This window comes from Alteromonas sp. Mac1, assembly GCF_001562125.1.
Classification (GTDB): domain Bacteria; phylum Pseudomonadota; class Gammaproteobacteria; order Enterobacterales; family Alteromonadaceae; genus Alteromonas; species Alteromonas stellipolaris.
In genome coordinates this window covers 1,508,998-1,531,544 of sequence record NZ_CP013932.1, presented here as the reverse complement: position 1 = coordinate 1,531,544, position 22,547 = coordinate 1,508,998, and the positions used below count along the sequence as shown (strand labels likewise).

At 42.4% G+C, this 22,547-nt stretch carries 18 protein-coding genes; 5 read left to right on the top strand and 13 right to left on the bottom strand.

Annotated elements, in window-relative coordinates; all coding sequences use genetic code 11:
* Positions 1 to 78 precede the first annotated feature (78 nt).
* The gene (locus tag AV939_RS06410) at positions 79 to 873 is read right to left on the bottom strand and encodes a hypothetical protein (RefSeq protein ID WP_061997386.1); all 795 of its coding nucleotides are present in this window, start codon (positions 871 to 873) and stop codon (positions 79 to 81) included.
* Between the two features lie 196 nt (positions 874 to 1,069).
* Here AV939_RS06410 and AV939_RS06405 point away from each other — a divergent pair, with 196 nt between their 5' ends.
* On the top strand, positions 1,070 to 2,092 hold the full coding sequence (locus AV939_RS06405; RefSeq protein ID WP_231751175.1) for a DUF4350 domain-containing protein: 1,023 nt from the start codon (positions 1,070 to 1,072) through the stop codon (positions 2,090 to 2,092).
* Between the two features lie 79 nt (positions 2,093 to 2,171).
* Here the strand turns inward: AV939_RS06405 and AV939_RS06400 are convergent, their stop codons facing one another.
* The 4 genes from AV939_RS06400 to AV939_RS06385 form a co-directional block, all read right to left on the bottom strand.
* Positions 2,172 to 3,200 (bottom strand): methionine synthase, encoded by a 1,029-nt coding sequence (locus tag AV939_RS06400; protein ID WP_057792170.1) that lies wholly within the window; start codon positions 3,198 to 3,200, stop codon positions 2,172 to 2,174.
* Positions 3,201 to 3,225: 25 nt separating this feature from the next.
* Complete coding sequence (locus AV939_RS06395) at positions 3,226 to 4,203, bottom strand: DUF1852 domain-containing protein (protein WP_057792168.1); 978 nt, start codon at positions 4,201 to 4,203, stop codon at positions 3,226 to 3,228.
* Between the two features lie 486 nt (positions 4,204 to 4,689).
* Positions 4,690 to 5,163 carry a YchJ family protein gene (locus AV939_RS06390; RefSeq protein ID WP_335339300.1) on the bottom strand — a complete coding sequence of 158 codons (474 nt, stop codon included), beginning with the start codon at positions 5,161 to 5,163 and terminating at the stop codon, positions 4,690 to 4,692.
* A gap of 129 nt (positions 5,164 to 5,292) precedes the next feature.
* On the bottom strand, positions 5,293 to 5,721 hold the full coding sequence (locus tag AV939_RS06385) for a hypothetical protein (RefSeq protein ID WP_061998171.1): 429 nt from the start codon (positions 5,719 to 5,721) through the stop codon (positions 5,293 to 5,295).
* Between the two features lie 393 nt (positions 5,722 to 6,114).
* Here AV939_RS06385 and AV939_RS06380 point away from each other — a divergent pair, with 393 nt between their 5' ends.
* Complete coding sequence (locus AV939_RS06380) at positions 6,115 to 6,516, top strand: YqaA family protein (RefSeq protein ID WP_061997383.1); 402 nt, start codon at positions 6,115 to 6,117, stop codon at positions 6,514 to 6,516.
* Between the two features lie 23 nt (positions 6,517 to 6,539).
* On the opposite strand, the gene AV939_RS06375 is transcribed toward AV939_RS06380, so the two are convergent.
* Both AV939_RS06375 and msrP read right to left on the bottom strand, forming a co-directional pair.
* Complete coding sequence (locus AV939_RS06375) at positions 6,540 to 7,196, bottom strand: sulfite oxidase heme-binding subunit YedZ (protein ID WP_061997382.1); 657 nt, start codon at positions 7,194 to 7,196, stop codon at positions 6,540 to 6,542.
* Entirely contained in the window at positions 7,196 to 8,206 is a 1,011-nt protein-coding gene (gene msrP, locus AV939_RS06370) for a protein-methionine-sulfoxide reductase catalytic subunit MsrP (protein WP_057792160.1), read from the bottom strand. The genes AV939_RS06375 and msrP overlap by 1 nt, the downstream gene beginning before the upstream one ends.
* Positions 8,207 to 8,595: 389 nt before the next feature.
* On the opposite strand from msrP, the gene AV939_RS06365 reads away from it, so the two are divergent.
* Positions 8,596 to 9,645, top strand: coding sequence for an RDD family protein (locus tag AV939_RS06365; RefSeq protein ID WP_061997381.1), 1,050 nt, complete (start codon positions 8,596 to 8,598; stop codon positions 9,643 to 9,645).
* Between the two features lie 42 nt (positions 9,646 to 9,687).
* On the opposite strand, the gene AV939_RS06360 is transcribed toward AV939_RS06365, so the two are convergent.
* The 3 genes from AV939_RS06360 to AV939_RS06350 are packed head-to-tail and all read right to left on the bottom strand — an operon-like array spanning position 9,688 to position 12,867.
* Positions 9,688 to 11,031, bottom strand: a complete 1,344-nt coding sequence (locus tag AV939_RS06360) for an anti-phage deoxyguanosine triphosphatase (protein ID WP_057792157.1) — start codon at positions 11,029 to 11,031, stop codon at positions 9,688 to 9,690.
* A 14-nt stretch (positions 11,032 to 11,045) separates the two neighbouring features.
* On the bottom strand, positions 11,046 to 11,645 hold the full coding sequence (gene yfbR / locus AV939_RS06355; protein WP_057792155.1) for a 5'-deoxynucleotidase: 600 nt from the start codon (positions 11,643 to 11,645) through the stop codon (positions 11,046 to 11,048).
* 1 nt (position 11,646) lies between these two features.
* Positions 11,647 to 12,867 carry a pyridoxal phosphate-dependent aminotransferase gene (locus tag AV939_RS06350; protein WP_057792153.1) on the bottom strand — a complete coding sequence of 407 codons (1,221 nt, stop codon included), beginning with the start codon at positions 12,865 to 12,867 and terminating at the stop codon, positions 11,647 to 11,649.
* A 362-nt stretch (positions 12,868 to 13,229) separates the two neighbouring features.
* On the opposite strand from AV939_RS06350, the gene AV939_RS06345 reads away from it, so the two are divergent.
* Positions 13,230 to 14,024 (top strand): DUF2189 domain-containing protein, encoded by a 795-nt coding sequence (locus AV939_RS06345; RefSeq protein ID WP_057792152.1) that lies wholly within the window; start codon positions 13,230 to 13,232, stop codon positions 14,022 to 14,024.
* A gap of 371 nt (positions 14,025 to 14,395) precedes the next feature.
* Positions 14,396 to 14,713, top strand: a complete 318-nt coding sequence (locus AV939_RS06340; RefSeq protein WP_057792150.1) for a DUF3718 domain-containing protein — start codon at positions 14,396 to 14,398, stop codon at positions 14,711 to 14,713.
* A gap of 117 nt (positions 14,714 to 14,830) precedes the next feature.
* Here AV939_RS06340 and AV939_RS06335 read toward each other — a convergent pair whose 3' ends face one another.
* The 3 genes from AV939_RS06335 to AV939_RS06325 are packed head-to-tail and all read right to left on the bottom strand — an operon-like array spanning position 14,831 to position 22,376.
* Positions 14,831 to 17,911, bottom strand: a complete 3,081-nt coding sequence (locus AV939_RS06335; protein ID WP_061997380.1) for an efflux RND transporter permease subunit — start codon at positions 17,909 to 17,911, stop codon at positions 14,831 to 14,833.
* Positions 17,898 to 21,275 carry an efflux RND transporter permease subunit gene (locus tag AV939_RS06330; RefSeq protein ID WP_061997379.1) on the bottom strand — a complete coding sequence of 1,126 codons (3,378 nt, stop codon included), beginning with the start codon at positions 21,273 to 21,275 and terminating at the stop codon, positions 17,898 to 17,900. The genes AV939_RS06335 and AV939_RS06330 overlap by 14 nt, the downstream gene beginning before the upstream one ends.
* Positions 21,276 to 21,299: 24 nt before the next feature.
* Positions 21,300 to 22,376 carry an efflux RND transporter periplasmic adaptor subunit gene (locus AV939_RS06325; RefSeq protein ID WP_057792144.1) on the bottom strand — a complete coding sequence of 359 codons (1,077 nt, stop codon included), beginning with the start codon at positions 22,374 to 22,376 and terminating at the stop codon, positions 21,300 to 21,302.
* Positions 22,377 to 22,547: the final 171 nt, after the last annotated feature.

Genomic DNA, 22,547 nt, shown 5'->3' with positions numbered 1-22,547 from the left:
TTGGCAATGGTAAACGTTAAAAAAGGCCGCTGATGTTAGCGGCCTTTTTGTTGGTTAAATTTAAAGGCTATTTATCATTTAAATATGGCTTAGATGTGCCTTAACAGCGCCATAGTGGATACAAGCTATCACTGGGCTTGCAAGTAATACAGACAAACCAAAGGTGTGGGGCGCAAAGTAAATAACCAAGGTGTTTAGTGCGAACAATATCGCGAAAGATGTAGGCTGCGCAGAAACAATCGAAAAGGTTGTTGTCATGCTTTGTTTGAAAGAACGCTTAGCTATTAGCATTAGTGGCGCAACAAAAAGCAATAACATAATGAGTGGGACTGCCGATGAGAATATTAAGCCTAATGTATGTGCGCTTATATCAATAAACTGTTGGAATAAAAGTAAATCTACACCGCTACTTCCAAGTAATAACCAAGAAAACATAAGCTGACTTAAAAAAGGGAGCAAAAGGAGAGGGCTAATAAGTAAAAATTTTCCCCATGATGCATTGCTTATTGCAGAGAGTGACCATACTTTTCCTTTTGTTGCCAAGTTATGAATGCAAAGCCAAGTAGCGCCAATAACTGGCACCATTATCCATTTTGATAGAACTAGCGCTATGGGGCCAGCTAGTAGCTGCAGCAGACCTTCAATAATTAACGGACTCAACATAAGAGCAAATAACGAAAAAGGGGCCTGCTTAAATAGCTGCCAACCTTGTTTGAACCACACATTGGTATTTAAATGCGCTTTATGATTCTTGTAGGTACTAGTCGCGTTGCTTTTTTTTCCATAAGTACTGTTTCCACAAGCATCGTTTTGGTATGAATCAGTGGCTTGTAACGCTAACTCATTTTGATTTACTGAAGTTTGTGCCGTCATTGTGAATCCCTGTGTATGCTTTGGTGATTATTAATTAACCTTCAAAGCTATAGTCACGGGTAAAAAATAAAAATTACAAAACGATTGTAAAATAATCTAATTACAGTCGGAAATGACTTTAATGCTATGAAATATTTAGCTTTATTTTATTCTTTTTACTTTAGAAGCAATCCATAAGGACGTGTTAATGAGAGCTATGGCGAGAATAGCTATTCTTTTCAATGTGCTTTTAGTGGTTTCGTGCACTGACAGCCCTCAGCAAGCAGACGCGACATTTGAACCCTACAGGCGAACAGCGACTTACACCGCAAATGTCAGCCCAGTAGTGTTGGTTGATGAAGCTCACCACAATTTTCTTAACATTAATAATCGCTTCAAACCCTTTGCCCAGGTGTTGCTCAGCGACGGAGTTACGGTTGAATCAAACAAGGTAAGTTTCAGCCAACAAGCCCTTAAAAATGTAGATATTCTTGTTATCGCCAACGCCCTTGATAAAAAGCGAAGCAACTGGCAACCCCCGTTTAACCAAGCGCTAACTAATGAGGAAGTGACTGATGTGGTTGAGTGGGTACGTAACGGCGGTTCTCTTTTTCTTATTGCTGATCACGCACCTTTTCCTAAAGTGATTGATAGCCTAGCAACAGCGCTGGGCTTCACGTTTACCAATGGCCACGTTAAGGCAACACTGTTTAACAAAGCAACGGGTACCCTAGGGAGCCATACAGTAAGCTATGCAGAAAGCCATGCACACGATGATTCTAGCGCCAAAGCCAATGCTGAGGACAACCCTAGAGCCAAACCCCCAAACCATGTCGAACTTCCCGTTTTTATGCAAGAAAGTCAAAATGGCGCGTTTACATCAGTATTAAACAGTCAGTTTCACACTAAAGAAGTGACTCAAGTTAAAACATTTGGCGGCGCTGCCTTTTTACCACCAGAAGCGGCCACTTCATTGTTAACCCTTGGGCCACATGCGGTATCTATTGAGCCAGAAGTTCCTTTTGAAATAACGTCAAGCACGCCTCGAAGAGCTATCGAAGGCTGGAGTCAAGGTGCCTTGTTGGAATTGGGTAAGGGGCGCGTTGCGGTGTTTTCTGAAGGCATGATGTTTTCATCTCAAATCGATACACGTACAGGTGAAAAGCACGGTATGAGGTCGATAGGAGCTCAGCAAAACGAACGTTTTTTACTTAATGTTATTCATTGGCTAGCGGGCTAAGCAGAGCTGACAAACTAGGTTGAGTAAGCGTAAATGCAAACTTAGTGTCAGCTCTGTAATAGCAATGAGGACGTTACCATTAACGCGTCAGTTCTTGCCTAATAATTTCAGCACCTGCACTCAACGCGTTGAGTTTTCCGCGTGTTACATGTTGCGACAACGGCACCATGCCACAGTTAGTGCAAGGGTATAGTTTATCGGCATCCACAAACTGTAAGGCCTTTCTAAGCGTGTTAGCCACGTCTTCTGGTGTTTCAATAGCATTGGTCGCTACATCAATGGCACCAACCATGACTTTTTTGCCACGAAGGAGCTCAATCAATTCCATGGGAACACGCGAGTTTTGACACTCTAGTGAAATTAGGTCGATGGAAGACGATTGTAGTTTTGGAAAAATCTCTTCGTATTGCCTCCACTCAGCGCCCAATGATTTTTTCCAGTCGGTGTTGGCTTTAATGCCATAGCCATAGCAAATATGAACGGCAGTTTCACACTTAAGCCCCTCAGCAGCACGTTCAAGTGCCGCTATACCCCAATCATTCACTTCATCGAAAAAGACATTAAATGCAGGTTCGTCAAACTGAATAATATCAACCCCTGCAGCTTCCAACTCTTTGGCTTCTTGGTTTAATATTTTCGCAAATTCCCATGCGAGCTTTTCGCGACTTTTATAATGACTGTCATAAAGGGTATCTACCATGGTCATGGGGCCAGGAAGAGCCCATTTAATCGGTTGATCAGTTTGTTGGCGCAAAAATTTAGCGTCATTAACAAAAACAGCTTTTTGGCGAGTTACTTCACCTACTACCATAGGCACACTGGCATCGTATCTATCGCGAATTTTTACCGTTTTACGCTGCTCAAAATCAACGCCATTCAAATGCTCGATAAAGGTGGTGACGAAGTGTTGGCGAGTTTGTTCACCATCGCTGATAATATCAACACCTGATTGTCGCTGGTTAAGTAACGACAAGCGTAACGCATCTTGTTTACCCTGGATCAGTTCCTCACCGTTTAATTTCCAAGGTGACCATAGTGTTTCAGGCTGCGCCAACCATGAAGGCTTAGGTAAGCTGCCGGCAATAGAAGTAGGTAATAATTTTTTCATAATATGTACTACACGTTTGAATGAGTTAAAGGGCGCAGTTTGCAGACCACTGTTGAAGAATATTGTGGTAAGGCTTGATGAAATTCTCTTCAACAAATTTACCTTGTTGAGCCGCTAAGTGATTACGTTCTTCTCGGTCATACTCTATTTGTGTGAGTGAGTGATCTTGGTGTTTCAAGTTTGGTTGATACACTCTACCGGCGACCGCATTAGCGTTATAAATCTCAGGGCGATAAATCTTTTGGAAGGTTTCCATGGTGCTAATCGTGCTTATCAACTCGAGATTGGTGTAATCGTTTAGTAGATCGCCAAAATGATAGAATGCCAAAGGTGCAACGCTGTTAGGTGGCATAAAATAGCGAACCTGTAGCCCCATTTTTTGGAAATACTGCTCGGTTAACGACGAGCCATCAGGTAGATACTCAAAACCTAATACAGGGTGCTGATTTTCAGTTCTTTGATAAGTTTTGTTTTCAGAAACACTTAGGCAAATAACAGGCGATTTACTGAAGTTTTCTTTGTAAACGTCTGAATTTACGAATGCTTTAAACAACTTCCCGTGTAAATCACCAAAATTATTCGGAATGCTAAATTGGGTTTGGTTTTTATTGTGCTCAGATAAGAGCACGCTAAAATCGTAGTCTCGAACATAAGACGAGAAATTGTTCCCCACAATTCCTTCGATGGTTGTATTGGTTTTGCGATCAAGAATATTTGTTTTTAGTATTTCAATGGTGGGGAAGGTACAACCGTTACCTTCAACGTCAATATCAACCGAAATGATTTCAAGCTTTGCCGAATAACGATCGCCGTTAACATTGTCCCAATACGCTAGTGCATTGAAACGATTGTCTATCATCTGTAATGCGTTTCGAAGATTATCTTGGCGTCGATTACCTCTTGCTAAGTTGGCAAAATTAGTAGTGATACGCGTGTTGTCAGATGGACGGTAATTCTCATCGAAACAAACGCGCTTAAGCGAAAAAGTAAAAGTGTTATTCATGGTGATCTGACATTCCATAGTGTAAACATAAACCCAAATTTTTTTGCTCAGTACAACTGTTCTGTATTTTCCAATTAAGCCCGTAGCGGCTAATTAAAAACGAATGCAATACATTAGTTGTGTCGAGCAGAGTGGGTTTTATACGCAGATTTATTGATGAATAAAAATGATTTAATTTCATAAATCGATGAGATTTACTCATGACTTTCAATTTTAAAATATTTATAATTGTTCAGCCGTAGAAGCAATCTACTTGTACGAAGCGATATAAAAGGTGAAAACTTTGAATAAAAAGAATGGAATTAAACGGTCTAAAGTCCCGAGCTAACAGGTTCAATTGCTTCAGGCTTTGGATATCATTAAATAAAATGAGGTGCCAGCTAATCAGCTGGAAACAACGTTTTGAATTAACGCTGAATGGGCTGCAACGCGGCTTAGGTGACCACTCCGGTGCTTAAAAAAGTCATTACCTTGCTCAAGCAGGCACTACCGTGATTTCGTTGCACAGCATTGCTTAAATTTTTTCCCGCTACCGCAAAGGCAGGGTAAGTTACGACCGTATTTTACCTTGCCGCAATCATCGTGAAGTATACCGTCGTGGTAGCGCCACTGGCCATCTCCAACAATAAAGTTCGAAGTTTCATGTAACTGATAAAGATTTTTGTTTTCAAAATAATAAGCGGTGAAATCGACAGTATCTGTCGCCCCTTCATTATTTTGTGTTGCGACCTCAGCCACCCCTTCAGCTTGGGCAATAAAAGAAACATTTCCAGTTTCACCCACTTCCAGTGCAAACCACGTGGCATTAGCTGCATTAGCCGTTAATTCATCAACACTTAATTCAGGTTGACGCTCCTTTGTGTAGGTAGCCAGTACATAATCGAATTGCTTACGGGCATAGGCAGAAAAACGAGACCGCATTAACTGAGCAGCAGTTTGTGGTTTAGCTTGCCCTTTCAAAAAAGGTTCACAACATGAAGAAAATGGTAAATTTGAACAGCAATAACATCGCATAATTTTTTACAACCAAGTCAGTAGGGCGCTATTGAATACATACGCGGGCGCAATGCTAACGGTAAATTAAGCGAATTACCATGGCCCTACTGCAAGGTTGCCTTCATTTAACGCTGAATCCACTCTTACATTTACCAGACATACTGAATAAAGTTTGCAAAGCTTTCTGATCATATCACTGTCGGTAGGCTGTAAATCTAAATCAATATTTTCAACATACAGTGTTTTACACTGACCGCCGGTTATCAGCTTGCTTATCCACTCTGGCATTTTTTCCTTTTCAGGTTTTTGAATACGAATGGCGTGGTCGACTTCTTTTGAAAATGACACTGAATCGGCTAATAGATAATTCCAACCTTTACTTGTGCCACCTTTCCCTTCGCCTGGATAACCTTCGAAAGGTAAGGGGAGTTGTACAACGTTAGAAATAGCGGTGCTTGAAACAGACTTATTGGTCACTGAGGTACGTAATGCCTGTAAACGTGCAATTGGTGAAGTGTTCATAGCGTTACCTTTTCGTAAGTTATCTTTTGACTGGCTATCTATACAGTGTGTATGTGTATACAGTAGTTTTAAGTTAAAAGGATTGCAAGCATTAAATTGTGTTTTTTTCACACAATGCTTACTTCTTAAATACTTTTGAATTGAAATTGCGATTTGACGAGGGGGAGTTATTTGCGCATAAATGTCGCAATATCAATGTCTTCAGTGCACAGCTGCTAGAGGTCAAGAGTACTGCTATCAATAGGTAAGCAAACTTAATGACTAACTTTGTGACTTAGGTAAACTACAGCCGCACAGAATCCCACTAGGTTAAACACGTTAGGATGAGCCTAGTAGCAAAAAAATAAGGCGTAATTTTCGGTGAGCAGTTTAATAACACTAGGGTATATAGGTATGTTTGTTTCAGCATTTCTTGCCGCCACAATATTACCTTTAAGTTCTGAGCTTGTATTAACCACCTTGGCGCTAAGCGGTTCTTCTGCATTAGTTTTACTAGTCGTTGCATCTTTAGGCAATATATTGGGCTCAATCGTCAATTACGTATTGGGCTTTCGCTACGGCCAATTGGTAGCAACTAAATTACTGCGCGTTTCTCACTCTACCTTTATGCGGGCCGAAGTCATGTATAGGAAATGGGGGAAATGGTCTTTACTATTGGCCTGGGTGCCAGTCATTGGCGACCCATTAACTCTGTTAGCCGGTACCTTACGTACGCGTTTTTGGTTTTTCGTATTGATAATAGGAATTAGCAAAACAGCGCGATATGCCGCGCTGTTGTTTTTTATCACTCGCTAATACCACCCGAGCACGCATTAAGCCTAAGTCGCGTGTTTCCGATTTTTACTGCGAGAATGCTTTTTAAGCGCTGTAGTCACCAATCCTTTAATTCGGTTGAATAACAATACAAAGGCAAACAGCCAATACCATATGGGTTCTTGCCATATTGTTTTTTGTGACCACGAAAAATGAAGCAACGCCAAAGGTACTATCAAATAAATACTGTTGTGTAAAACCTGCCAACGCTTACCCATGCTTCGACGTATTTTTTGAAAAGACGTTATTGTTAATACGAAGAGTAAAAGCAAGGCGGTTAGCCCTACTACAATATAGGGGCGCTTAACCAGCTCGGTAGCAATCAAACTCATGTCCAGTTGCAATTCGAACAGAATGTAAGTCGCAAAATGTGACAACGCATAAACAAAGCTATATATCCCCAGCATTCGCCTAAACTTAATTGGCTCAGGGCTAGGCAGTATTTTTGCTAGTGGACTCAACATCAGCGTAATAAGCAAAAGGTGTATTGCCCATATACCGGTTTCATTCAGCAAGGTATCAACAGGATCGGGGCCTAAATTATCGGTTACGCCCGCGTAAAAAAGGCCAACGAGATACCCAAGTGCCAGTAAGTGAATGACACCTTTTAATGACCTGCGAGCTAAATTTGAAACACGAACTGGTTTTTTAAATAATTTCATTAGAAGTGACGGCTTAAATCCATGTTTGCATAAAGCGGCGCCACTTCGCTGTAACCATTGTACATTTCGGTAGGTATTCTATTACGTGATAGCAAGCCACCGGTGGTAATACGGCGTTCGCTAGCTTGGCTCCAACGAGGGTGTGATACATCTGGGTTCACATTAGCGTAGAAGCCGTATTCGTTAGACGCTAAACGGTTCCACGTAGTAGGGGGCTGTTTATCGGTCAACCGAATACGAACAATTGACTTAATACTTTTAAAACCGTATTTCCATGGCACCACTAAACGAACAGGCGCGCCATTTTGTGGCGGAAGGGTTTTACCATACAACCCTACCGACATTAGGGTAAGTGGGTGCATAGCTTCATCTAAACGCAGACCTTCAACATAAGGGTATTCAATTCCACCACCAAGGAAGCGGTTTCGTTGACCTGGCATTTGCTTGGGCTCGTATAAGGTTTCAAAGGCCACATATTTAGCTGACGAAAGAGGATCAGCCGCTTTTAACAAAGCGCCTAACTCATAACCAATCCAAGGAATAACCATAGACCAGGCTTCTACACAGCGAAGACGATAGATTCGCTCTTCAAGTGGAAAACGTTTCGTTAGATCATCAAGATTCAGCGTGAGTGGTTTGTTCACCAACCCATCGACTTTTAATGTCCACTCAGATGTATCGAATTCTTGCGCGTTTTTAACCGGCTCATCTTTGGCAGTGCCAAACTCATAAAAGTTATTATAAGAAATCGCTTTGGATTCTGGGGTTTGGGTTTCGCTAATTTGGTACTTTTCAGGCTGACTAAATTTAAGCGCTTGGGTTTTGAATGCCGCGGCTTGTTCTTCATCGTCTTCCCAAAACCACCCCGCTGCATTTGCAGAGTTTGAAAGCAACGCGGAAGCACCGACAAAGCCAAGAGACTTTAGTAACGTACGACGATTAAGGTAAACATTTTCATGGGTTACATGATTGTCGGTTAGCTTTACTGAAGGCTTGAACGGTTTAGACATACTTACACCATAATTATTGAGCGCGCTTAGACATTAAAACTGAAAAGTAGGTTACGCCGACTTCGCGCGAAGGCACCGAGGTTACACTACTTACGTGAAGGCAAGGCTTTAAGATTGCACCATGTATTACACGTGCAGTATTACACGGTATTACACACGCGAATTTTATAAATAAGTAACTACAGATTCGACGCGTATAAATAAAGACCCATTTAATAAGAATAAAATTTCATGAATTAAAAAGAACACAATGAGACACTATGGTAATAAGTGATACCAATCAAACTCATTATGCCTTTTTATGCTTAGTAATCAATAGCTTTAGCTTGAGCTAAAAATGAAAAGCGCGTAACTTAAGTGGTTTACTCATTGTAATAACAAGTATAAAAATGAAAGCCGACGAAATAGAGCAGTTAGCGTTATCAGATTCTGAAACCAGAGATGTGATCACCCCGTATGCCTTCAAAGTTGACCAAGCGCTATTAGGTATTCCTTTGGCTCCACCTGTTAAACGCGCAATGGCAATGGTTATTGATGTCATTTTAATATTTATGGCTGCAAAGCTTAGCGCAACGTTAATTGCCTTTGTTGCTGCTATGGCTTTTTATAAAGGCACAGCACAACAATACCTTCCTAAAATGTCGTCGTTTTGGCGCAGAGCCCTAAAGCTTTTTGCAGCAAGCTTTTTATTTGTAAGCACGCTAACGGTACTCTCGTTAGCAATAGACTTCTTTGAAGGCGATAGCACCATACAAGGAACACAAATAAACAAAGCAGAACAAAAAGAGGAGTTAAGTGAGCATGATAAATCAATAATACGCACATATTTAGCGCAAACAGACGACGATAAAAACTGCGATGATATCTGCCAAAGTGCTGCTAGTGCTAAATTAGTTACTCAATTGCCTGAGCTTGCTGAAATTGAAGACGTTGGAAATAGTCAAGTTACTCGAGCGCTTTTGCACTTAATGGTCATAGCAGATGGTGAAGCTATAGCAGCAGGTGATGGTGTTAAAAATTTAGATTTAGCGCCAGAGAGCATTTCGGACGAAGTTACCAATGAAAGCAACACAACACCTGTAACCAGTATTTTGCAGTGGGGCAAAGGCATTATACAAGACTTAGGTCTAGGTTTTGGTTGGGCTGCTGTTTACTTTACCTTGTTCTCGTTACTTTGGCGCGGACAAACTCCAGGTAAAAAAGTATGTAATATTCGCGTGGTTTCGCTAAGCGGAGAGCCACTTGGCATGCTTGATTGCTTTGGCCGGTACGGCGGCTACGGAGCCGGTTTTGCGACGGGGCTATTAGGCTTTTTACAGGTTTACTGGGATCCAAACAGACAGGCCATTCAGGATAAAATATCAGCCACCGTAGTTATTCAAGGGAGCGTGAACCAAGTTGTAACTGCAAAAACTGTTGCTGATGCGGTTAAAGATTAGCCTTGCGCAACATACCTTAATAACCTTATTCCACATCTAACGCTAAATATGGAAGCTGTCTTGAATACCACCTTGTCGAGGGGAAAAAAGTGTTCCATATAACCGTGAGGCAAACTCATCTGTCATACCGGAAATATAATCAGCAAGCACTCGCATGCCGTTGCTTTGTTCGCATGCTTTCAACCAGCGCTCTTGCGTGTTTTCTGGCAATAAGCGTTCGGGATCAGAACTAAAGGCTTCTAGTAGCTCCATTACTACCATTTGACCTTTATATTCAAGCTGTTGTACATCAGGGCGACGAATCACTTTTTTATACACAAAACGCTTAAATAGTTCTAAGCCACTTTCAAAGTCGGTAGGCATTTTGGCATTATAAGCAAGCAGTGGATGCTCAAAGCCTTCTACATCGGCTATTTCTATGGCCGTAATAAAACTGTTTACCAGAGCACCAATGGCGTTTTTACGCTCGTGATGAGCTTTGCTGAAAAGCTTATCGGTAAGTTCATCAATGTTATCTGACAACCATTTTATCTCTAGTGTTTTTAGCGGAACGGTGACATCACTAATAAAATCTTGTCGATTCACCATATCCATCACAATCGCATCTTCTAAATCGTGGATGCCGTAGGCAATATCATCCGCAAGTTCCATAATTGAGCAATCAAACGACTTAAAGCGGGTTTTACTGTGCTTGGTATCAAACTGATTGAAAGACATTAACCTGTCTTTGTCAGAGGCGCTAAACGGCGCTAGTAACCAATCGAATAAAGGTTCGTCACAGCGAAACAAGCCTTTAGGGGGATGCCACTGGCTGGCTTTTACTTGGCGTAATGAAGCGGGGCGTTCACCGTAAACCTTAGGGGCTGTTAAAGAATCAATAAAATTAGGGTACTTTACAAGGCCCAGTACACTTCGGCGGCATAGGTTCATGCCATGTTCGGCGGTGTAGGGCTCTAATTGAGTAATTATGCGAAAAGTTTGGCCGTTGCCTTCAAAGCCGCCATGTTCGTGCATCATATAATGAAGGGCAATTTCACCACCGTGACCAAATGGCGGGTGGCCGATATCATGAGCCAAGCATAGGGTTTCAATAAGCGTGGCATCAAGGGCTAATTTGCTGGCGATATCTGGAAACTTACCGATTAATTGGGCGGTAATGCCAGTGCCTATTTGCGCAGCCTCTAAAGAATGAGTAAGACGAGTGCGATAAAAGTCACTTAGGCCAACACCTAATACTTGGGTTTTGGCTTGTAAACGTCGAAAAGCGGCACTGTGCAGTACGCGAGCTTTATCTCGCTGGTAGGGATTACGATGATCACCATCTCGAGAAACACTGCGCGGCAGTCTGCGTGCGTGTAATTCTTGTTCCCACTTTTGTACTGTCACAGTGTGTTCCTTTTTTAAATTTCTTCCTGGGTAATTTCGTCTAAGCTAAGCGAAAAGCTAGGTACATAGCGGGTTAAGAAATAATCGACTTCATCTGAGTGATATTCTTTTAAAATCTTATCTAACCGCTTTTTAGCCAGTTTGAATTCTTGGTTTCCTGCTGAAAGTTCTTCTAAAGTTTTCAAGTAGGCACACAGCACATCGGCAGCTTTAACAATAAAAGCTTCTTCTTCAGTATGAAAATTAGCATCAATAAGTGAAGCGTAATCTTCTTTGAATGCGTCTGGTGCCATGTCGATTAAAATATTTTCGGCTATCTTTTCAATCTTTTTGTATTCGTGCTTGATGTCTGGATTATAGTATTTTACCGGTGTTGGTAAATCGCCCGTTAGCACTTCAGACACATCGTGAAACATGGCGATAGTGGCGATGCGTTCTGCATTTAATGTTCCGCCAAAAAACTTGTTCTTTATTAAGGCGAGGGCGTGAGCCACCATGGCCACTTGTAAGCTATGCTCCTGAACGTTTTCAGTACGTACATTGTGCATAAGTGGCCAGCGATTAATAAGCTTTAATCGGGCAAGGTGAGCAAAAAAATGACTTTTATCTGACACATTAAGCGCCTTGTTGATAGTGTTGAAAGAAGTTACCTATACGGTGAAGCGCCGGAACTAGCACATCACTATGCGGTAAAAACACTAAACGGAAATAAACGCCGTCAGTCAGATTAAACGCTTTACCGTGTACTAATAGAATCTTTTCAGCGCGGAGCAAATCTAAAATCATCTGCTCATCATTGTTTATGTTGAATTTTTTCTCATCAACTCGGGCAAAACAATACATCGCGCCTTTGGGTTTAACGCAGTGTATTCCATCAATACTGTTAAGCATGTCTACCGCAACATCACGCTGAATACGCAGACGACCCGTGTCTTTCACTAGGTCATTAATGCTCTGATACCCACCTAACGCCGTTTGAATTGCACTTTGGCAAGGCACGTTTGCACACATTCGCATTGAAGAAAGAATATTTAAGCCTTCAATATAATCTTTTGCTAGGCGTTTGTTGCCGCTTACCACTAGCCAACCAGAGCGAAACCCTGCTACGCGGTAGTTTTTAGACAGGCCACCAAAGGTAACGAAAAATACATCGTCAGCAAGAGAGGCAATACAGGTATGTTCGGCATCGTCGTATAGAATTTTATCGTAAATTTCATCACTGAAAACAACCAAGCCATGTTCTCTTGCCAAATTGACTACGTCTTGCAACAAGGCTTTATCGTAAACAGCGCCAGTAGGGTTATTGGGATTAATTAATACAATAGCCCGTGTCTTGCTGGTGATTTTGCTTTTGATGTCGTCTAAGTCAGGGAACCAGCCAGCTTGTTCATCACAACGATAATGTACTGGAGAGCCTGATGACAAACTTACAGCGGCGGTCCACAGTGGATAATCAGGGCTCGGGATCAGTACTTCGTCGCCATGATTAAGTAGCGCTTGCATGGCCATCATTATCAATTCGCTAACGCCGTTACCAATGTATACATCGTCTACACGAATATGCTGAATGTTGCGCTGCTGGTAGTACTGCATGACGGCCACACGTGCTGCGTAAATTCCCGTTGAATCTGAATATCCTTGAGAAGTGGGCAGGTTATGAATAACGTCTTTAAGAATATCGTCGGGGGCTTCAAAGCCAAATGGGGCAGGGTTACCAATATTTAGTTTTAAAATACGGTGGCCTTCATCTTCCATTTTTTTAGCTTGTGCCGCAATGGGGCCGCGAATGTCATAACAAACGTTATCTAATTTGTGTGAGCGAGATACAGTTTTCATGGTCTATCTGGTTAATTTACAGACCTTGAGGTTAACGTAAACCACATACCCTTGCGAAGCCTAATTTAGCGCTAAACGTGAAAAATATTTCGATTTGGTTGAAAAGTGTACGGCTAATTGTGGTTTACATCATAAAACTGACTGAAAACACCTAAAAATTGATCGTTAAACACAATATTAAAAAAAACTTCATAAATTAAAGTCACCAATTAACAGCCAATTAGAAATAAAAACTTATCAAAAACGCTAAAATCTTGTTAATTAATTGTAAAATTAAGTGAATCGTCCTATCGTATAAGTACGGCGCATTAGGATGGGCGCGCCAACACCTTTTACGTGTAATAGCAGAGGTAGTTCTCATTATGTCGCACCATTTTAAAGAAACCCCAGAAAATGCGATAACTCAAAGTGGTATTGCAAGGGTGATCCCTTGTAAGGAACTCGATATAGGCGATCCTATAAAATGGCTCTCACTTGGTTTACGTGACGCAATGCGTACACCTATTTTAACCGCGGTGTATGGTGTTATGTTTGCCGTGATCCCTTGGTTCATAATGTACTTGGTAGAAATGACAGGTTGGCATCTAGTGATAATGCCTGCCATTGTGTGTTTCATGTTGATTGGTCCTTTCTTAGCTGCAGGTTTATATGATGTAAGCTGGGAGTTGGAAAAAGGGCACAAGCCTACCTTTATGCATTCATTGCGAGCGATGCGAAGAAACGCTGTGAATGAGTGGGGGTTTGGCATATTGCTAATGGTGATGATGATTTTTTGGCTACGTGTAGCATCACTTATTCACGCATTGTACCCTTCGAACATTGAAACCACCCTTGAGAGTTTGATGCCATTTCTGGTACTGGGTTCAATAGTCGGTGCGGGTTTCACCTTAGCCATGTTATTTGTGACTGCGTTCACTCAACCTATATTAATGGAACGAAAAGTCGATTTGGCCACGGCGTTACTGACTAGTGTTAACGCAGTATGGGTAAACAAAGTTCCCATGCTTATATGGGGTGCAATTATATTTACGGCAGTCGCTATTGGTTTTGTTACCGGGTTCGTCGGCTTTATCATATTAATGCCACTTATCGGGTATGCATCATGGCATGCTTACATCGACGCCATTTCTACAAAACGCGCAAGAAAATATGATTAAAATGTAGTTTTATTACAACAAAATAAGACGGGTTGACCTGATTGCATCAAGTTAATCCGTCTTTTTTTTGTGAAAATTTCATACAAAAGGCTTTTTTTCGTACAGTGATAGACGAAAGTATTAGACCTTTTTAATAGTAAAAACTCCTCACCTATAACGAACCGTTATAATCCAAACTAATAAGTGTATATAAATCAGGCGTATAGTTTGTTAAAGACTTAGTAACATTCTGATTTACCGTTAGTTTACTCACCTTATACAATCTTTAAACAGCATTAATTTCCATTTTAGGTCATAAATAAAGGGCACTCAGGGAACACCTTCCTTGTGCTGCTTTTAATGAGTTTGCCAAAACCTTTGAGGATCTAATGATGAAATTACTTAAAACTTTAGCGGCTACTGCTGCACTAGCTTTTGCTGTTAACGCTAACGCTGCCCCAGAAAAAGACGTTCGTTTTGTAGGCGAAACACAATTTTCTGGTTTCTGTAAAGCGGTTGTACTTGATGATATTAAAGTATTGCGTTCAAACCTTGCCCGCAACGTAGGTCGTATTGGCGCTAGCCAACGTGAAGTATTACGCATGGTTACTGCAGAAGACGGTTTAACATGTAACGGTGTTAACTTAATTAAGTTCTCTGTTGAGCGTGATGCCAACTCAGTTCACGAATACCTAACGTCACGTAGTTAATTGTGCGTTTACTAAGTTAGCGGGTGGCTGCGCTGTTACGTTTTTATCAGCAGAAACACCCGCTACGTAAGTAATGTTTTTACACTATTTACGGCTTAGTCATTGCAACTACTCTACTTAAATTTTAATAAGTTTAGCTATTCTAGCTTGCCCGTTCACTATCATTCGCTGAGTATTAAACCGCAGTTTCAGTAGTAACACATAAGCAAGCGGCACCAAAAATAAACTGGTCATGGTGGAGAACACTAGCCCACCAATAATGGCAATTGCCATTGGCGAATAAGGCGGTCCGTCGCCACCTATTCTTGTTGCACCCATTGCCAGCGGTACTAGGCCGAGTACGGTTGTAGCCACTGTCATCAGAATGGGTCTAATACGAGATTGTGCCCCTTGCACAACCGCGTCGTAAAGGGTTATTCCCTCATTCACCAACTGGTTAATTCTATCAACCAAAACAATACCGTTATTCACGACAATTCCCATAAGAATTAGCATACCTATCATGCCCATTACCGACATGGGTGTCCCCGTGACCATAAAAGCCCAAAAGACGCCGGTAAATGAAAAGAGTAGCGACGTAATTACCGAGGTAGGAAGTACTAGCGATTCAAATAGCGCAGCCATCACCACATATATCATGCACAAGGCGAGCAGCATATTCATTTGCATCACCCCGTTAGCCTCATCTTGACGTGAAAAACTGCCATCAAGCGTCCACTGGTAACCAGTAGGTAACTCTATGTGCGCTAGGGCTTGTTGAATACGTACTTTCGCGTCTTCTATGGTGGCATCGTCTTGTAAATTGGCACCAATATCTAACGCCGTTTGTCGGTAACTTCGATTAATTTGCGAAAGTTGCTGCACAACCGAAAAGTCTGCCACCATAGCAAGGGTAATTGCCCGCTCTTGATTGAAACCAATATTGATATGCTTAAGTGCATCTAAGGATTTTTGAACATCGCTGCCATAGCGAAGTTGAACATTAACTTCACCCGCATCACCATACCTAAATGTACGTAAATTAGCACCTCGTAGTGCAGTAGCCACAAGCTGGGCGACGTCACTCACCTGAATACCTAAGCGGTTTGCTTTTTCTCTATCTATTCGAATTTGAAGCTCGTCACGTTTAGAGCCAGTATCAGCTTTTACGTCAGTAAGTCCGTCAATATTGGCAAGTATAGGAATCAGACGCTCTGAGATTTCTAGTAGGGTATCTGAAGATTCACCCAACAAGGTAATGCGTACACCTCCACCATTGCCACTGTCCCATTGAAATGAGGGGCGAGCTCTTACGAAGGCAGGCATGTTTTCCCGAATATCTTCTTTAATAGCCCCTAGACTGACAGGAAGATCGTCGTTTAACGTTATTCCACTTACCGCATGACCTGGTGTGAAGTAGGTATAAACCTGCTTGATATGGAAGCGTTCTTGATTTTCATATAAAAAAGCCTCCATTTTATCCACCGTTTTTTCCACTTCATCAAGGGTGTAGTTCTGAGTGACGTGATAATTAAGCCATATACGTTCTTGGTTATCGTTCCCTTCATCATCAGAGGTGACTACCTGCATAGGAATGATAGTAGAGAGCAAAATACCCAAAGCAATCAGTGATGTTTTTCCTTGATTTACCATTACCCACGACAGAACTCGGCCATATCGTGTGATATAGCGCGGTGTGCTGTTTTCCTTCGCTTCGGGGATCGCTATTTTTGTAGTTAGCAAAGGGATCAAGGTTTTAGCAATGAATAACGAAGCGAATAGCGATATACAAATGGCGATGGCGACGTGCTCTAAAAATATCGTGACGTCAATTTTCACTCCAACAATATTGGGTAAAAATACAATGGCCGTTGTGGCGGTTCCTGCAATAACCGCCAAGCTAACATTGTTAACCCCGCGCTGGGTTGCGCGGCTAATATTCTTATCTTGTTGTCGTTCTTGAAAAATACTTTCGGTAATCACTACTGCATTATCAACCAACATCCCGACGGCTAACATTAAACCCATCAATGATAAAATATTTAGGGTGTAGCCCAATAAGTACATTACCCCTAAAGTGATGCAAATGGAGAAGGGAACCGAAAGTACCACAATTAATGTCGTAGTCAGTTGGCGTAAAAATAAATACAGCACCACGATAGAAAGTAATGCGCCTAACAACCCAGCACTTAGTAAATCAGACAGTGACGAGGTTACACTTTTTGCCACATCGTCCATAACAAACAAGTTAATACCGGTAAACGCAGGGTCAGACTTGGCTTCCTCTATCACCTCCATCACGGCAGATGAGACCTCAACTAAGTTACTGCCAGACTCTCTGAAAATATTAAAGCCTACTGCAAAGGTTCTATCTAGGTGACGACCTTCGCTTTGCTCCGGCAATTCGAAATTGATGGTGGCAATATCGGACAGTCGCACATTGGGTGATACCCACATGTTTTCGAAATCGGCCATGTCGGTAAATTCCCCAACGGGATTAACCAGTATTTTCTCGCCGTTGTCGTACATATAGCCTGCGGTTAACGAAAAGTTGGCGTCTTGCAGCTTTTGCCCTAAGGCAGTGACATCAACTTGATAGGCGGTCATTAATTTCGGATCTAACCGAATAGTAATTTGCCTTTTAAGTGTGCCGTAGAGTTCAACCTTAGATACGCCTGCTACACGCTCAATAGGGCGCTTTAAGTTGCGCTCTAGTAAGTCATACGCGAGCGATAAATCACGATCGCTCGATACCCGTAGCTGGAAAATAGGCATATCATTGGTGTTGAACTTGTACACCATGACACGCTCTACATCTGCAGGAAGCAAGTGACGGATAGCATCAATTTTTTCTCTGGCTTCTACACTTTTGGCTTTAAGGTTCTCATCCCAATCAAACTCAACGATTATTTCCGCTTTGTTTTCATACGACCTTGCCCGTAATCGCTTAATACCCGACATGGTGGCGATGGCTTCTTCCACCGGACGCGTGATCATGGTTTCAATTTCTACCGGCGTGGCATCGGGGTAGGGAACCTCAACCACCATTTCAGGAATATCGATGCCAGGGAATTTTTCTAGTGGCAGTAACTTTCCAGATACTGCGCCGAACAGCAGCATGGAGATAAACACCATGCCTATGGTCACCGGGCGGTTTAATGCAAAGCGTGCTAATGATGCGCCAATACCCTTTATCGTACCTTCATTAGGCGTTTTCATACGTACCTCCCGAAACCGCTGAGTCTTGATTTTTAACAACCACGGTTGATGCCTTTTTATCGAAAAGGCTATAAAGCACCGGCAGCAGTATTAGGGTAAGCAAGCTAGAAAATAGCAATCCGAAGATTACGGTAATGGCCATAGGTGTGCGTATTTCAGCGCCTTCACCCAATCCGAATGCCATGGGCATCAAGCCTAAAATGGTGGTAAGGGTTGTCATCACAATGGGGCGTAAACGGGTTTTTCCTGCATCGATGATGGCTGCGGTTTTTTCCATGCCGTTAGCACGCAATTGGTTAATGCGATCGACCAGCACAATGGCGTTGTTAACCACTATACCGCACAGCATAATAAGCCCAATGAACACCACCACGTTTAATGGCGTATTGGTAAGCCATAGGCCATACACCGAACCCGCACCAGCTAAGGGAACCGCAAACAGTATAAGCAGTGGATGCAGTAGTGATTCAAATTGCGACGCCATCACCAAGTACACCATAAAAATAGCCAGCGCTAAGGCAAATTGCAGCGACCTAAAGCTATCTTGCATATCTTCACTTTGCCCAGTCACCGTTGCATCCATCGACAAGGGAAGTTGCGTGTTGTCCAACACCTTATTGACTAAGGAAACAGCTTCATCCAGCTTCCCTTTTGCTAAATTGGCTGAAATTAATGCTACTCGCTGTTGGCCAATGCGCGTAATTTCACTGGGGCCAACGCTCATGTAAACATCGGCAACGGCACCAAGGGGAGTAGGTTGTGATGAATCAGGGTTTACGACAATGGCGCGTACATCGTTTATGTTGTCGCGCTGGCTGTCTTTGGTTCTTACCAGTACATCAACTTTTCTATCTTCAAGGCTATATTGTGTGGCAACTCGGCCACCAATTTTAGCTGCAATTAAAGACGACACCGTGGCAGCATCAAGGCCTAAACGAGATAACTTGGCATGATGAAACTCAATTTTTAGTTCTGGGTTACCTTCACGAATACTGGTAGCAATATCGGTGAAGTTATCGTGTGTACCTAATTCGTGGGCAATTTTATCGCTATAGGTTTGAAGTTGGCGTAAATCATAACCACTCACTTCAACTTGAATAGGCGAAGCAAATGTAAAAAGTTCAGGCTCAGTAAAGGTAGCTTGAACATTAGGGTAACGGTTAAGTGCATCGCGTAGAGCGGCCTTTACCTTATCCATATTGCTACTCGCATTTGTGTTTTCGCTCGCGCTGGTATCAGCATTAGGGTTCATTACAATATTGAGTCTTCCCCAATGATCGCCCCCTTGGCTAGGCGCGGCACTAATCAAACTTCCGGTACCCGACATAGCGTAAGTTCTTGCTACGTTTGAATCTGCCGCTGCTATTGCCGATAAGTTTGATAATGTCGCATCTGTCGTACTCAGTGGTGTTCCCGCTGGTAGAGTAATATCTACCGAGAATTCACCTTGCGACATCGTAGGAATAAGCTCCATACCTAATTTAGGAACAAGAACTAGTGCACCAGCCGCTGACACTAAGGCTACTACGACCACAAGCGTTCTGGCCTTTAAGCTAGCAATTAGGGCACCGTGATATGCTTTCTCCAGGCCATTAAAGCCCTTATTAAATACCCACACCAAGGGCGTAAATAATAGCGACAAGCCCTTTGCAAGAATATGCCATGCACCAATTACTAAGGTAATTAGCGCAGCAGGCAAATACACAAACACAAAGCGAAGTATCATTGAAAAAGGCCATTTTATAAAATAGCCAATTTTCCCTAGCAAGCTAGTGGGGTGTGTTTTGGCGGGCGATAAAAAAGTATCTTCGTGAGCAAGCTTTGTTTTTTGCTTTCTTCGTGCCATGGCGGGAATAAGGGTAAGTGCCACAACCAACGAGGCGGCAAGTGCAAAGCTTACGGTGAGGGCTTGATCTTTAAACAGTTGGCCTGCAATGCCTTCTACAAAAATAAGCGGCACAAAAACGGCCATTGTGGTTAATGTAGAAGCGACAATGGCGCCTGATACTTCCTTAGTGCCCGATGCGGCGGGATCATCAGTTAAGGCGTTTGCACTAATAGTATCATTATCAGCAACAGTATCGTTTGCCAGCTTGGCTTGCTTACGCTTTTTATGGCGGTCGATGTTTTCTAACACCACAATACTGTTGTCGACAAGCAAACCCACAGCCAACGCAATTCCCCCTAAACTCATCATATTTAGGCTGATATCATTGGCGTACATTAGATTAAAGGTGGCAATAACCGATACTGGAATTGATACAGAGATGATAACTGTAGTCCAAAAATCTCTAAGGAATAGGTACAGCACTAACATAGCAAGCAGACCACCCATTATTGCTGCAGATTTAACATTATCAATGGCTTGCTTAATAAATACACTCTGATCGTATATTTGCGTCAGTGTGTAATTCGCAGGAATGTCATTTTCAATTTCACTAAGACGAGAAGCTATTTTCTTTGCTACATCAACCGCATTCGCATCGCCTTCTTTGTATATCGCAATCTCAACCCCTTCATTACCATTGAAGCGAGTTACCACACTACGATCTTTATACGCACTTTCTACAGTAGCGACATCTTTCAATTGAATATTTCTATCTTCGAAACGGCCAATAAAAAGGTTTTCAATCTCTGTTAGGTTTTCAAATTGATTCAGAGTGCGCACTAAGAATGCTTGAGCATCGCCTTCAATACGACCACCCGCAGCATTTACATTTTCGGCTTTAATGCGATCGATAATACGAGTAATAGGGATAGATAACTGACTGGCTTTACGTTGGTCGATAAGAATGTGCACTTCGTTTTCAAGACCACCGCCAACACGCACAGCGGCAACACCTTCAACAGATTCGAGGGCCCGTTTCACTTGCTGCTCGCCGTATAACCGTAGCCTTTTCATTTGGGCGGTAGACAGTTGCCCCGAGAGCACATCTTCAGTAAGCCCCAGCTTGATGACTGGATCTAAACTTGGGTTAAAGCGCAACAGGCGAGGCTTCTCAATATCGAGAGGGAGTTGAAGTACATCAAGTTTTTCCCGTACTTCTAAGCTCGCGAAATCCATGTCGGTGCCCCATCTAAACGCCATTACCACGTCTGATTGACCGGCACGTGAAGTAGAGGTGACTTTTCTTACCCCTTTTACTACGCCAATAGCTTCTTCAATAGGCTTAGAGACAAGTTGTTCCACTTCGCCTGGGGCAGCTCCCGTATAATCGGTTCGAATAGTTAACGTGGGGTAGGAGAGGTCGGGCAGTAAATTAACTGATAATCGACCTAATGAAACCATACCAAACAACAGCACAGCAAAAGTAAACATAGACACGGCAACCGGGCGTTTAACCGCTATATCAACAATACGCATGGTATTTTCCTTCTTATAGCGGGCTTAGCCGTTGACTACATCTACAGGGGCTTGGTCTTTTAAGTTTTGGTGTCCAGCGGTAACGACTTTCTCGTCACCTTGAAGCCCGCTTAACACTTCAATCATTTCGTCTTGTTCAAAGCCGGTAACAATGTCGACTTTTGTGGCTATGTTGTCTTTAACAACAAAGACGCTATGTTGATTGTCCATCGTGATAAGGGCACGACGTGGAAGTAGCGTAGCGCTATTGTGGAGTGCATATTCGAGCGCCACGTCGGTAAACATGCCCGCTTTTAATACGTGTTTTTCATTTGGCACCGCAAGGGTCACTTTGAATGTGCCAGTGGCAGCATCAATAACAGGGCTAATTCGCTCGACAGATGCAGTTAACGATTTATTACCTAGTGCAGCAACAATAAGAGTTGCGGGTTGACCTACCGCCACATTTTGCAATTCATTCTCAGGTAAATACACCACACCTTGTAAATTCTGCTGTTGCACAATATGGAACATGCGCTCACGCTGGAAAGATTCCGTTAGGTTTCCTACTTTTGCATTTCGAGAAGCAATAAAACCGCTGATGGGGGCAGTAATGGTGGTTTCTTTTAAATCTAATTCAGCAAGATGAACCGACGCTTGGGCAGATTCATATTGAGCAGTCAGTTTGTCGTAGGTATCTACACTGATAAGGTTTTTAGAATAAACTTTGTTTACTTTATCTAACTCTCGCTCTAAACCGGTTAAATCTGCCTTTGCCTTAGCAAGGTTAAGTTCATATCTGCGTTTATCTAATTGCGCCAGAATTTGGCCTTTTTCAACGTAGTCACCTTCTTCTACCACTATCTGTTCAATAATGCCTGACGCTCTTGCAACCACAAACGCTTCTTCTCTCGCTTCCAGAATGGCGGTGGTTGTATAAGTAGAGCTAATTGAACCATTGGTTACTGCAGCGGCTTCTACCGGAATGGCTATCACCGCTTCAGAAATTTCTTCTGTGGGGTTTATAGCATCGGCGTCGGTACACGCACCTAGTAGCAAAGATAATGAGAGTATGCCGCCCGTAAGGGACAGTGTACGAAGAGTGTTAAACGAAGCGTCCATGGTCAAATACCTGATTGTTGTCGTTAATTATTAGATTATTAGCTTATTAGCAACATACAGCAGCAACCATGCCAGTAAATGTAAGAAGATATTTATATGTTAATAATCAGGTGGTTAGCTTGGTTTTGGTGAGGAAATAAAAAAGGGCCATCAATCACTGATAGCCCTTTA